Genomic DNA, 13,119 nt, shown 5'->3' with positions numbered 1-13,119 from the left:
AACGACACGCGCTATGAGCGGGTAACAGGCGAATGCCCGTGGTGTCGCCCAATATACGCTTATGTACTTTTTCGCCCAGGGCTGTCGGGTCGCGGGGAGTGTGGCATGACACAACGCGTCGAGGGGCTGCCCGCACCGAAAGAGCGCCGAAGACTGCGCGAGGCCGCGGAGCTGACGCCCGACCAGGTCGCGAAGGCCCTGGGCGTCACCACGAGCACGGTCCGATCCTGGGAATCGGGCCGCACCCACCCCCGGGGCCGAAAGCGCGAGCTGTACGCGAATTTCCTGGTCGGCCTCGCGACGCCGCCGGAGGCCCCGCACGCCGCGAAGGCCGCCGCCGAGCCGGTGACCGCGGCCGCGGGCGGAACCGCGGGCGGGACGGCGACCGCCGACGCCACCGCGCCCGAACCCGCCCGTTTGGCGAACGCGACAGCCCCCGGGGAAGGCCAGGCTGCCGCCCCGTCAGGAACGGCGGCCCCGGCGGAGCCGACCGCCATGCCCAACCCGGCCGAGCCAACGCGAACGGCCGCCCCGGCCCAGCCCGCGCAAACCGCCACCCCGGCCGAGCCAACGCGAACGGCCACCCCGGCCGAGCCCGCGCAAACCGCCACCCCGGCGGAGACCACGCGGACGCCCGCCCCGGCCGAGCCAACGCGGACCCCCGCCCCGGCCGAGGCCGCGCGAACGGCCGCCCCGGACGGGTCCACCGCGGTGGCGGAGCCCGAAGAATCCACCGGAACGGCCGAACCCGAACCCGAACCCGAGCCCGAAGCCGAGCCCCCCGCCATGGCACCGCCCCGGCGCCCGGCCGAGGCCTTCGACGCCCTGTACGCCCGTGCCGCCCCCGACCTCGCCCGCCAGACCTACCTGCTCACGGGCCGCCGCCGACTCGCCCTGGAATCGGTGGAGCGGGCGTTCCGCCAGGCCTGGGCCCAGTGGCCGGAGGTGGCCGCCGACCCGGACCCGGAGGGCTGGGTGCGCGCGGCCGCGTACGAGTACGCCCTCTCCCCCTGGCACCGCTTCCGGCGCGCCCACCGCCACCCGGACAAGCCCCCCACCGAGCCCGTAGACCGGATCCTCCTCGACGCGATGCTCGCCCTGCCGACCGTCCACCGCCGTACGGTCCTGCTCTACGACGGCGTCGGCCTGGACCTCCCCGACACCGCCGCCGAGACCGAGGCCAGCACCCCCGCGACCGGGAACCGCCTCCTCCACGCGCACGCCGACCTCGCCGACCGGATCCCGGAACTGGCCGGCGTACCGCCCGAGAAGCAGTCCGCGCTGCTGCGCGACCTGTTCGACGCGCTGCGGCCGGCCGTGGAGCTCGAACCGCGCCCGGCGGCGGACGTACGCGGCCACGGCGAGCGCCGCACCCGGCAGTGGACCCGCGCGACGCTCAGCCTCACCGCGGTGATCGCCGCCGCGACCGCCTACACGGCCGCGACCGCGCCCACCCACTACGAGCCCCCGCGGGCGCCCGGCGAGAGCGTCTCCGGCGTACCCCCGCTCAGCGGCCCCCCGCAGCTCACCGAGCAGAGCCGGCTGCTCCACGACAAGCTCCGCGCCGACCCGGCGGCCGGGCCCGCCCGGATCGCCCCGAGGATCGACTGACCGGCGGACGCACGGCGCATGAGACGCGAAAGGGCGTGGCCCGCACCCCGAGGGGTGCGGGCCACGCCCTTGTACGCACGCGTGCTTACTGAGCGGCGTTCAGGATCTCGCGCGCCAGCTGGGCGGTCTCGGTCGGCGTCTTGCCGACCTTCACGCCGGCGGCCTCGAGGGCCTCCTTCTTGGCCTGCGCGGTGCCGGAGGAGCCGGAGACGATGGCGCCCGCGTGGCCCATGGTCTTGCCCTCGGGGGCGGTGAAGCCCGCGACGTAGCCGACGACCGGCTTGGTGACGTGCTTCGCGATGAAGTCCGCCGCACGCTCCTCGGCGTCGCCGCCGATCTCGCCGATCATGACGATGAGCTCGGTCTCCGGGTCGGCCTCGAAGGCCTCCAGGGCGTCGATGTGCGTGGTGCCGATGACCGGGTCGCCACCGATGCCGACGGCGGAGGTGAAGCCGATGTCACGGAGCTCGTACATCATCTGGTAGGTCAGCGTGCCGGACTTGGACACGAGACCGATCTTGCCGGGCTTGGTGATGTCGCCCGGGATGATGCCGGCGTTGGACTGGCCGGGGGTGATCAGACCCGGGCAGTTCGGGCCGATGATCCGGGTCTTGTTGCCCTTGGCGGTCGCGTACGCCCAGAAGGCGGCGGAGTCGTGCACCGCGATGCCCTCGGTGATGACGACGGCCAGCGGGATCTCGGCGTCGATGGCCTCGACGACGGCGGCCTTGGCGAAGGCCGGCGGGACGAAGAGGACGGAGACGTTGGCGCCCGTCTTCTCCATCGCCTCGGCGACGGACCCGAAGACGGGGACCTCGGTGCCGTCGAAGTCGACGGTGGTGCCGGCCTTGCGCGGGTTCACGCCGCCGACGATGTTGGTGCCGTCAGCCAGCATCAGCTTGGTGTGCTTCATGCCCGTGGCACCGGTCATGCCCTGGACGATGACCTTGCTGTCCTTGTTGAGGAAGATAGCCATGTGAGTCTGTGACCTCTGCCCTTACTTCGCAGCCGCGAGCTCGGCGGCCTTGTCGGCCGCGCCGTCCATGGTGTCCACGCGCTGGACCAGCGGGTGGTTGGCGTCCGAGAGGATCTTGCGACCCAGCTCGGCGTTGTTGCCGTCGAGACGGACGACCAGCGGCTTGGTGACCGCCTCGCCCTTGTCCTCGAGCAGCTGCAGCGCCTGGACGATGCCGTTGGCGACCTCGTCGCAGGCGGTGATGCCACCGAAGACGTTGACGAAGACGGACTTGACGTCCGGGTCACCGAGGATGATCTCGAGACCGTTGGCCATGACGGCGGCGGAGGCGCCACCGCCGATGTCCAGGAAGTTGGCGGGCTTGACGCCGCCGTGGTTCTCGCCGGCGTAGGCGACGACGTCGAGGGTGCTCATGACGAGACCCGCGCCGTTGCCGATGATGCCGACCTCACCGTCGAGCTTGACGTAGTTGAGGTTCTTCGCCTTGGCGGCGGCCTCGAGCGGGTTCGCGGCCGCGTGGTCCACGAACTCCTCGTGGCCCGGCTGGCGGAACTCGGCGTTCTCGTCGAGCGAGACCTTGCCGTCGAGCGCGATGACGTCGCCGGAGGCGACCTTCGCGAGCGGGTTGACCTCGACGAGGAGCGCGTCCTCGGCGATGAAGGTGTCCCACAGGGTCACGAGGACCTCGGCGACCTTCTCGGCGACCTCGGCCGGGAACTTCGCCAGGGCGACGATCTCGCGGGCCTTGTCGATGCTCACGCCCTCGTTGGCGTTCACCGGGACCTTGGCGAGCTTCTCCGGGGTCTCCTCGGCGACCTGCTCGATGTCCATGCCGCCCGCGACCGACGCCATGGCGAGGAAGGTGCGGTTGGTCCGGTCGAGGAGGTACGAGACGTAGTACTCCTCGAGGATCTCGGGAGCAGTCTCGGCGATCATCACCTTGTGGACCGTGTGGCCCTTGATGTCCATGCCGAGGATGTCCGTGGCCCGGGCGACGGCCTCGTCCGGGGTGGCGGCCAGCTTCACGCCGCCGGCCTTGCCGCGGCCGCCGACCTTCACCTGCGCCTTGACGACCGACTTGCCGCCCAGCCGCTCGGTGGCCTCGCGAGCCGCCTCAGGCGTGTCGATGACTTCACCGGCCAGCACCGGTACACCGTGCTTGGCGAAGAGGTCCCTCGCCTGGTACTCGAACAGGTCCACGCGCGTCCGTCCCTTGTCTTTTTTAAAGATTCGCAGTGATTCGCGGTTGTCTGCTATCTGCGTGGGCGTGCCGCGGAGGGCAACGTGACGGCGCTGTCACAAGGAAGGCGCACACGGTGACCGTGGACGCGGCATGTCCGTCCCGCAGGTTATCCCCGTGGGCCGTAGGTCCCTAAATCACAGATCACACCTGAGCGGTGATACCTGTCACAGATCGCCTCACGGTTGAGCTGGAACTTCGTGCGATCGGCCCATTCCCCACGGGACTCCGGGCGCCCTCAGGGCGCGGGCAGGGGACGCTTCTCCAGGGCCGCGGCCATCACCTCTGGGAACAGGTCGGGAGTGCAGGCGAAGGCCGGTGCGCCGAGGGCGGCCAGGGCGGCGGCGTGCTCCCGGTCGTAGGCCGGGGCGCCCTCGTCGGACAGGGCGAGCAGGGTCACGAACTCCACCCCGGAGGCCTTCATCGCGGCGACCCGCCCCAGCATCTCGTTGCGTATGCCGCCCTCGTAGAGATCACTGATCAGGACCACTACGGTGTCGGCGGGCCGGGTGATCTTGGACTGGCAGTAGGCGAGCGCGCGGTTGATGTCGGTGCCGCCGCCGAGCTGGGTGCCGAAGAGCACGTCCACCGGATCGTCGAGCTGGTCGGTCAGGTCGGCGACGGCGGTGTCGAAGACGACGAGGCGGGTGGCGATCGAGCGCATGGAGGCGAGCACGGCGCCGAAGACGGAGGCGTAGACGACGGAGGCCGCCATCGAACCCGACTGGTCGATGCAGAGGATCACCTCCTTCTTCACCGATTGCGCCGCCCGGCCGTAGCCGATGAGCCGTTCGGGGACGACCGTGCGGTACTCGGGCAGGTAGTTCTTCAGATTGGCCCGGATCGTGCGGTTCCAGTCGATGTCGTGGTGGCGGGGCCGGCTGATCCGGGCGGAACGGTCGAGCGCGCCGGTGAGCGTGGCCCGGGTGCGGGTCGCGAGCCGCTTCTCCAACTGCTCGACCACCTTGCGGACCACGGCCCGGGCCGTCTCCTTCGTGGTGTCGGGCATCGCCTTGTTCAAGGAGAGCAGGGTGCCGACCAGGTGCACGTCCGGCTCTACGGCCTCCAGCATCTCCGGCTCCAGCAGCAGCGCGGACAGCCCGAGCCGCTCGATGGCGTCGCGCTGCATGACCTGGACGACGGAGCTCGGGAAGTACGTACGGATGTCCCCGAGCCAGCGCGCGACGTTCGGCGCGGACCCGCCGAGCCCGGCGGAGCGCGCCCCCGCCCCCTTCCGCGAGCCGCCCGCGCCGTCCCCTCCGTACAGCGCGCCGAGCGCGGCGTCCATGGCCGCGTCCCGCCCGCCCAGCACACAGCCCGTACCGTCCCCCTCTCCCCCGCCAAGCACCATCCGCCACCGCCGCAACCGCTCACTTCCGGCCCGATCCACAGCACCCGCCGCATCCATACCGCTCACCGCCCGGTCCCCCTCCACCACTCGAATCCCCCACAACGGCCCGGGGCCTGAGCCCGACCTTTCAACCCCGCCGACGTTTGAGGCGCGGCGCCCGGGGCGAAGCCCCGACCTTTCAACCCCGCCGACGATTGAGGCGCGGCGCCCGGGGCGAAGCCCCGCCCTTTCACCCCCGCCGACGATTGAGGCGCGGCGCCCGGGGCGGAGCCCCGATCTTTGAGCCCCCCCGGCGTTTGAGGCGCGGGGGCCCGGGGGCAGCGCCCCCGCAGCGGCGCCGCGCCCGGCCCCCCGGCCCGCCCCCTCACGCCACCCCCCCCCCCCCCCCCCCCCCCCCCCCGCCGACAGGCGAAAGCAGCATCCGGACCAGCTCCACCACCGCATCCGCGCGCACCTCGTCCAGCTCCGGGCCGAAGCCCTCGGCCCCCGCACCCGCCCGAGCCGACCCGGCGGAGCCACCCGGCCCCCGGCGGACCAGCTCGCCCAAGGTCCGATTCACCCCCGGCTCGTACGCCCCGAACGTGCGCCGCAGCAGCGGCAGTACGTCGGTGAACGCCCGCTCCGACGCCCCCGTCAGCCAGCTGTCGATCAGGCCCAGCAGCCGCTCGTCGTGGACCAGCAAGGTCCCGCCGCCCGAACTTCCGCCCGCGAAGCCCTCGATCCAGCCCGCCGCGTCGGCCGGCTCGCCCGCCGGCGACAGGGCGAGCCCCATCAGCCGGGCCGTCTCCTCCGCCTGCAGCCGACCGTCGTCGAGCAGCAGCCGGACCGCGCGGCCGCGGATCAGGCCGGGCACGGCCTCCCGGCCGGCCAGCGTGCTCAGCACGGCCGACCAGCGCTCGCGCAGCCCCTCGTCCGTGTCCGCCAGCAGCCCGACCGCCCCGTGCACCCCGTCCACATGGCCGCGCAGCTCCGCCGCCGCGTCGGCGTCGAGCCCGGCGGCGCAGGCGGGCGGCAGCGCCACGCATATCCGCTCGGCGAGCCCGGCCGCCACCGTGCCCAGGGCGGCCGCGTCGGTGCCGCGGACGTCCCCGTACCGCAGCGAACGGGCCAGCGCGGGCAGGGCCTTGGCGAGCCGTGCCACGTCGGTGTCCAGCGCGGCCCGGTCCGCGAGCGCCCGCAGGACGGCGGGCAGCGCCTCGGACAGCCCGGCGAGCAGGCACCGCTCGGCCAGCGCGGTGACCTCGCCCAGTTCCGCGGCCCCGGCCGCGTCCGCCTCCGCCTTGGCGGTGGCCGCCGCGAGGACGGTGGTGCCCCAGATCCCGGCCTCGGCGACCCGCACCGACAGCTCCGGCTCCCAACGCAGCCGCCAGGTCTCCCGGAAGGTCCCGGTGCTGCCCCGGGATGCCGCCGGTATGCCCCAGTCGATGCCGAGCAGCCGCAGCCGGTGCAGCAGCAGCGACTTCGCCGCGTCCGTCTCCTTGCGCAGGTCGAGTTCCAGCTCGCGGTCCTGCGCCTCGGGCTTGAGCCGCAGCGAGCGCTGCCGGCGGGTGAGGTCGCGCTGGAGGGGTACGACGGGCGCCGTGTCCGGGACCTCCCCGAGCACGTCCCCGACGACGAGCCGGTCCTCGATCAGCGCGAGCGGCACCTCGGATCCGTCGCACATCACCGCCCGGACCGCCTCCAGGGTCTCCGTCAGCCCGGACAGGGGCCTTCCGCGCATCGCGGCCAGCGTCTCGGCCAACCGGACCGCTTCGATGACGTGCGCCGGGGAGACCTGCCGGCCCTCCTCCCGGAGCAGCCCGGCGACCCTGGTCAGCCACCGCTCCACGGGCCGGTCCCGGGCCGCGAAGAGGTGGGCGTACCAGCCGGGCGAGGTGATCCCCGCGCCGTAGCCGCCGGCCCGGGCGAGCCTGCGGTGGGTCCAGGGCACCCAGGTGGTCTCCACCTTGACCTTCGGCAGGCCGGTGAGCAGCGCCTTGTCGGCGGCCGCGGTGGTTCCGGCCCGCAGCGCCGGGACGTGCCAGGCTCCGCACACCACGGCGTACGCGTCGCCGAACTCCTTGCGGGCGGCCCGCATCCGCTGCCGCATGTAGGCCTCGCGCACGAGGTCGCGGGCCTGGCCGCCGTCGCCGTACGCCTCGCGCAGGGCCCCCATGGCCTCCCCGAGCGCCTCGAACGCGGCCGCCGGGTCCGGCACGGCTCCGGTGCCCCGGTGTTCGACCACGTCCTCCCACCAGCGCTCGGGATCGTCGTACCCGGCGGTCTCGGCCAGCACCGCGAGGGGGTCCACCCGTACGGAGTCGGAATCCTCGCCGTCCCCGTCCTCCCGGCGGGCCAGGGTGTGGGCGGCCGGGAGGTCCATGAACCGCACCGGTACGCCCGCCTCCTGTGCCCAGCGGATCGCGATCCACTCCGGGGAGAAGCCGGCCAGCGGCCAGAACGCGGCGCGGCCCGGATCGTCCGCGGCGTGTGCGAGCAGCGCCACGGGCGGCCGCATCCCGGGATCCGCGGCAAGGGCCAGCAGCGCGTCCCCCTCGGGCGGCCCCTCGATGAGCACGGCCGCCGGCTTCGCCGCGTCGAGTGCGGCGCGCACGGCGCGGGCCGAGCCGGGCCCGTGGTGCCGGACGCCCAGCAGCAGCGGGCTCATGCCGTCACCTCCCGGCAGGCCCGGTAGAAGTCCTTCCAGCCTTCCCGCTCGCGGACCACGGTCTCCAGGTACTCCTGCCAGACCACCCGGTCGGCGGCCGGGTCGCGGACGACGGCTCCGAGGATCCCGGCGGCCACGTCGGAGGGGCGCAGCACGCCGTCCCCGAAGTGGGCGGCGAGGGCCAGGCCGCCGGTGACGACGGAGATCGCCTCGGCGGTGGACAGGGTGCCGCTGGGCGATTTCACCTTCGTCCGGCCGTCGCCGGTGACCCCGTCGCGCAGCTCGCGGAAGACGGTGACGACGCGGCGGATCTCCTCGAGGCCCTCGGGCACGGCCGGCAGGTCGAGGGCGCGGCCCATCTGGTCGACGCGGCGGGCGACGATGTCGACCTCGGCGTCGGCGGTGGCGGGCAGCGGCAGGACGACGGTGTTGAAGCGGCGGCGCAGCGCGCTGGAGAGCTCGTTGACCCCGCGGTCGCGGTCGTTGGCGGTGGCGATCAGGTTGAATCCGCCGACGGCCTGCACTTCTTCGCCGAGCTCCGGTATCGGGAGGGTCTTCTCGGACAGGACGGTGATGAGGGTGTCCTGGACGTCGGCGGGGATGCGGGTGAGCTCCTCGACGCGGGCGGTCATGCCGTCGGCCATGGCCCGCATGACGGGACTGGGGACGAGGGCCTCGCGGCTGGGGCCGTGGGCGAGCAGCCGGGCGTAGTTCCAGCCGTAGCGGATGGCCTCCTCGGGGGTGCCGGCGGTGCCTTGGACGAGGAGCGTGGAGTCACCGCTGACGGCGGCGGCGAGGTGTTCGGAGACCCAGGTCTTGGCGGTGCCGGGAACGCCTAGGAGGAGCAGGGCGCGGTCGGTGGCCAGGGTGGTGACGGCTACTTCGATGATGCGGCGGGGCCCGATGTACTTGGGCGTGATGACCGTGCCGTCGTCGAGGGTGCCGCCGAGGAGGTAGGTGGCCACGGCCCACGGGGAGAGCTTCCAGCGGGCCGGGCGGGGCCGGTCGTCCGCGACCGCCAGGGCTTTCAGTTCGTGCGCGAAGGCGTCTTCGGCGTGCGGTCGCAGTGCCTGGTTCCGGCGGTCGTTCCCGGGCGTGGTCATGGTCCCCCTCCAATGCTCGGCAGCCGCTTCCGACTGCTGTTCCAACGGTGCACCACACCACTGACAACGCCCCTTGCCCGCCGCGTTGTTGCAGGTCAGGGCGATTGTCAGTGGCGGTCCGTACGGTGGTTCACATGACTGAGCAGGGGGGCCGCTGGACGGCGGAACAGGTACTGGCTCTGGCTCCTGACGATGCCTCACGCAAGGCGGGAGGCAGACTCGGCGGGGCGGGGCCGTGGTCACAGATCGGAGGTTCCGCTTCCGGTTCTGTATGGGGGTTGTGCAAGGGCAGCGGCAGTACGCCGTACCGCACGGTCGTGGACCTGGCGGGACCGGCGTACAAGTGCTCCTGCCCGAGCCGGAAGTTCCCGTGCAAGCACGCGCTGGGCCTGCTGCTGCTCTGGTCCGCGGAGGGGGCGGGCGAGCCGGGCGAGCCGCCGCAATGGGCGGCGCAGTGGCTGGCGGAGCGGGCGGCGAAGGCCGCGCGGCCGGCCGCTCCGGCGGGCCGGCCGGTGGACGAGGAGGGGGCGCGGCGGCGGGCCGAGCGGCGGGCGGCGCGGATCGGCGCGGGGGTCACCGAGCTGGAGCAGCGGCTGGCCGACCTGCTGCGCGGCGGTCTCGCCGGGCAGGAGCAGGCGGGTTACGCGGGATGGGAGGAGACGGCCGCCCGGATGGTCGACGCGCAGGCGCCCGGACTGGCGGGACGGGTGCGGGAGTTGGGGACGATACCCAGTTGCGGCCCCGGCTGGCCCGCCAGGATGCTGGAGGAGGCGGCGCTGCTGCACCTGCTGGACCGGGCCTGGCTGGGTGTGTCGGCACTGCCCGCAGAGCTGGCCGCGACCGTGCGCGGCCGCGTGGGACTGCCGGTCTCCGGGGAGGGGGAGGCCGTACGGGACCGCTGGCTGGTGCTGGCCCAGTACGACTCGGTGTCGCCGGACGGCCGGCTCACCACCCGCCGGATATGGCTGCGCGGGCTGGGGAGCGGGCGGCCGGCCCTGGTGCTGGACTTCGGCCCGCCCGGCCGGGCGCCGGGGCTGGCACTGCCGGTGGGGCTGGTGCTGGAGGCGGAAGTCCGCTTCCGGCCCGGGTCGGCGGGGCTGCGGGGGGATCTCGGGGAGAGGTCCACGGCGGCCGTGCCGGGCGCGGAGGTGCCCGTCGGGGTGAGCACGGGGGCCGCCCTGGAGGCGTACGGGGCCGCGCTGCGGGAGGACCCGTGGCTGGAGTCCTGGCCGGTGGTGCTCGGTGCGGTGATCCCGATACCGGGGGAGCTGGGCTGGCAGCTGGCGGACGCGGAGGGCCGCTCCGCTCTGCCGGTGCCCGTCACGGGGGCGGGCAGCCGCTCGCGCGGGGGCCTGTGGCAGCTGGCCGCGTTGTCGGGCGGGGGCCCGGTGACGGTGTTCGGGGAGTGCGGCCACCGCGGCTTCACCCCCCTGACCGCCTGGCAGCCGGGCTCACCCGAGGCGGTGCCGCTGGCCTGACCGGCGGCCGGGCGCAGCGGGACATCACAAGGGAATCGGTAGGGGCCTGGGGACACCTGTGCCGTCTCGCAGGGGCGGCGGAGGTGAGGAGGGACGCGGTGGCGCGGGGGCGCCGTCGTGTGGTGACGAGAGCCGGGGGGCTTGCATGAACGACAACCACGCCAGTTGAGCGCAGTTGAACCGGGCATCGACTGCTCCGGTCCCGCGGAGGGGGCGGGACCGGAGCGCGGGCAGTGACGACGAGTGTCGAGGGAGGGGTCCGATGGGCAAGGACGTGGAGCAGTACGGGGACTGGGAGGAGCTGGTCGGTGCGGCGCTGCTGGGCACCGACCGGCGCCGGGGCGGGGGCCCGGCCGGCTCGCCGGAGGCCCTGCTGGACGCGGCGGCCGTGCACACCGTGCGGCGCCGGGCCGGGCTGCGGCCCGCGCAGGCGCGCCCGCTCCCGGCTCCGGCACCCCGGGATCCGCGTCCGGCGCCGCCGGCCGCCGCCCGGCAGCGGCTCGCCCAGCTGCTGGCCGGCCGTACGGGAGCGGGCGGCGGCGGGCGGCGCGGGGCGGCACCGGATCTGACGGAACTGCTGCCGCAGTGGCTGGCCGCGGCGGGCCGGCACGGCTACCGCTCACCGGCGGCGCTCGTCCCGGCCCTGTTGGACGCGGCCCGGGCCCGTACGGACCTGCGGCCGCAGGCACTCGCCCTGGCCGGGCCGCGGGGGCTGTGGCTGGCGAGGCTCAATCCGGACTGGCGGTTCGCGCTGCGCGGCGGGGCCGGCGGGTCCGGGGAACTGCCGGACGTGACCGATCGGGCCGGGGTGGAGCGGCTCTGGCAGGAAGGGCTGTTCGCGGAGCGGGTGGCGCTGCTGGGAGCCGTACGGGCCCACGAGGCGGCGGCCGCGGTGCGGCTGCTGGCGACGACCTGGGCGACCGAGCGGGCCGAGGACCGGCTGATGTTCCTCGATTCGCTGCGGGTGGGGCTGTCGGAGGGGGACGAGCCGTTCCTGGAAGCGGCCCTGGGCGACCGCAGCCGCAATGTCCGGGCGACCGCCGCCGAGCTGCTGTCGGCACTGCCGGGCTCGGCCCTGGCGACGCGGATGGCGGAGCGCGCCGTGGCCTGCGTGGGCCCGGAGGGGGTGAATCCGCCCGCGGAGTGCGATGCGGGGATGCTGCGGGACGGGGTGGTCAGGAACCCGCCTGCGGGTCGGGGCGAACGCGCCTGGTGGCTGGGCCAGTTGGTGGAGTCCGCTCCGCTGTCGTGCTGGCGGGAGCGGTTCGGGGGGCTCGGTCCGGCGGAGATAGTGGCACTGCCGGTGGCCGAAGGCGACTCGTGGCGGGAGGAGTTGCACGCGGCGTGGTGCCGGGCGGCGGTACGGCAGCGTGACGCGGGTTGGTCGCGGGCCCTGCTGGGTGCGGCGTCCTCGCCGCCCGCGGCGGGCCCGGGCACCGCCTCGCTCGCGGAGCGCGCCAAGCTGCTGGAGACGCTGCCGGACGGGGAACGGGCGGAGTGGGTCGCGCAGTTCATACGGGCCCACGGGCTGTCGGAGGCGTTCCAGCTGCTCGGGGTGTGCGTGGTGCCGTGGGCGGGGGCGCTGGGCCGGGCGGTGGTGGACGCGCTGGATTCCGCCCGGGAAGCGGGCAGTTATCCGTGGAGCTTCAGCGGGGTGATGGGGCTGGCGGAGCGCTGCCTTGATCCTGCGGAGGCCGGGCGGTTGGAGGCGGCGGCCGCCGGGGTGGAGGAGCCGGGGGATTCCGCGGGCGGGGCCGCCGCGTACTGGGCCGAGGCCTTTCAGCGGCTCGTGGCCACCCTTCGCCTCCGCGAGGCCATGCTCACGGAGCTCACCCCGACCTGACCGGCCCGTCCGGTTCAAAGCCTGGGGCTCCGCCCCGGACCCCGTCGGCCGGCCGGGCCCAAAGCCCTGGGGGCTCCGCCCCGGAGCCCGCGCCTCAAACTCCGGCGAGGCTGAATATGGCCGCTGCCGCCCTACCGGGTGCGGCCGGCTTGCCCCCAGGGCAGGGCGGCCGGACACGGCCGGGTACCGCCCGCAGGGCGGGCCGGGCAGGATCGGGCGGCGGCCCGCAGGGCAGGCGCAGCCCGATGGCACGCACGGGCGGATTCGGGTGCGGGCCGCGCGCCGAGGGCGGGGCGCCGCCCCGGCCGGGCGGCGGGTTCGGGGCGGCGGCTACTGGCGGACGTTGGTGCGGACCCAGTCGACAATGGCTGTCGTTGTCGCGCCGGGGGTGAAGATTTCGGCTACGCCCTTGTCCTTGAGGGGGGCGATGTCGTCCTCCGGGATGATGCCGCCGCCGAAGACCTTGATGTCCTCCGCGTCGCGCTCCTTCAGGAGTTCCAGGACGCGCACGAACAGCGTGTTGTGGGCGCCGGAGAGGATCGACAGGCCGATCGCGTCGGCGTCCTCCTGGATGGCGGTGTCCACGATCTGCTCGGGGGTCTGGTGGAGGCCCGTGTAGATGACCTCCATCCCTGCGTCGCGCAGCGCCCGCGCGATCACCTTCGCGCCGCGGTCATGGCCGTCGAGACCCGGCTTCGCCACCACCACACGGATCGGACCGGTCACACCCATCGCACTGCCTCCCGAGTGAACGAACGTTAAGTACAGCATCGCGCACGCCGCCGTTTCGCGGTCGACCGGGAGGGGGAAATCACACGTGGGACAGCATTGAGCCACCGTGCCGACAGCCGCACGGCACGGTGGCACCAG

The 13,119-nt window shown here is 74.2% G+C and carries 9 protein-coding genes; 3 read left to right on the top strand and 6 right to left on the bottom strand.

Going from position 1 to position 13,119, the window contains the following annotated elements:
- Positions 1 to 105: 105 nt before the first annotated feature.
- The gene (locus tag BGK67_RS21475; RefSeq protein ID WP_069921593.1) at positions 106 to 1,611 is read left to right on the top strand and encodes a helix-turn-helix domain-containing protein; all 1,506 of its coding nucleotides are present in this window, start codon (positions 106 to 108) and stop codon (positions 1,609 to 1,611) included.
- Positions 1,612 to 1,696: 85 nt separating this feature from the next.
- Here the strand turns inward: BGK67_RS21475 and sucD are convergent, their stop codons facing one another.
- From sucD to BGK67_RS21450, 5 genes are all read right to left on the bottom strand, one after another.
- Positions 1,697 to 2,587, bottom strand: a complete 891-nt coding sequence (sucD, locus tag BGK67_RS21470) for a succinate--CoA ligase subunit alpha (protein WP_069921592.1) — start codon at positions 2,585 to 2,587, stop codon at positions 1,697 to 1,699.
- Between the two features lie 21 nt (positions 2,588 to 2,608).
- Complete coding sequence (gene sucC, locus BGK67_RS21465) at positions 2,609 to 3,787, bottom strand: ADP-forming succinate--CoA ligase subunit beta (RefSeq protein WP_069921591.1); 1,179 nt, start codon at positions 3,785 to 3,787, stop codon at positions 2,609 to 2,611.
- Between the two features lie 278 nt (positions 3,788 to 4,065).
- Positions 4,066 to 5,235 carry a VWA domain-containing protein gene (locus BGK67_RS21460; RefSeq protein WP_069921590.1) on the bottom strand — a complete coding sequence of 390 codons (1,170 nt, stop codon included), beginning with the start codon at positions 5,233 to 5,235 and terminating at the stop codon, positions 4,066 to 4,068.
- Between the two features lie 307 nt (positions 5,236 to 5,542).
- Positions 5,543 to 7,825, bottom strand: coding sequence for a DUF5682 family protein (locus BGK67_RS21455; RefSeq protein ID WP_069921589.1), 2,283 nt, complete (start codon positions 7,823 to 7,825; stop codon positions 5,543 to 5,545).
- Positions 7,822 to 8,928, bottom strand: a complete 1,107-nt coding sequence (locus BGK67_RS21450; protein ID WP_069921588.1) for an ATP-binding protein — start codon at positions 8,926 to 8,928, stop codon at positions 7,822 to 7,824. The genes BGK67_RS21455 and BGK67_RS21450 overlap by 4 nt, the downstream gene beginning before the upstream one ends.
- A 134-nt stretch (positions 8,929 to 9,062) precedes the next feature.
- Here BGK67_RS21450 and BGK67_RS21445 point away from each other — a divergent pair, with 134 nt between their 5' ends.
- Both BGK67_RS21445 and BGK67_RS21440 read left to right on the top strand, forming a co-directional pair.
- On the top strand, positions 9,063 to 10,406 hold the full coding sequence (locus BGK67_RS21445; protein WP_079154309.1) for an SWIM zinc finger family protein: 1,344 nt from the start codon (positions 9,063 to 9,065) through the stop codon (positions 10,404 to 10,406).
- A 262-nt stretch (positions 10,407 to 10,668) separates the two neighbouring features.
- On the top strand, positions 10,669 to 12,249 hold the full coding sequence (locus BGK67_RS21440; protein ID WP_069921587.1) for a DUF5691 domain-containing protein: 1,581 nt from the start codon (positions 10,669 to 10,671) through the stop codon (positions 12,247 to 12,249).
- A gap of 330 nt (positions 12,250 to 12,579) precedes the next feature.
- On the opposite strand, the gene BGK67_RS21435 is transcribed toward BGK67_RS21440, so the two are convergent.
- On the bottom strand, positions 12,580 to 12,981 hold the full coding sequence (locus BGK67_RS21435) for a coenzyme B12-dependent isobutyryl CoA mutase small subunit (protein ID WP_069921586.1): 402 nt from the start codon (positions 12,979 to 12,981) through the stop codon (positions 12,580 to 12,582).
- Between the last annotated feature and the right edge of the window lie 138 nt (positions 12,982 to 13,119).

Source organism: Streptomyces subrutilus, assembly GCF_001746425.1.
Taxonomy (GTDB): domain Bacteria; phylum Actinomycetota; class Actinomycetes; order Streptomycetales; family Streptomycetaceae; genus Streptomyces; species Streptomyces subrutilus_A.
This window is presented reverse-complemented; position numbering and strand designations above follow the sequence as displayed.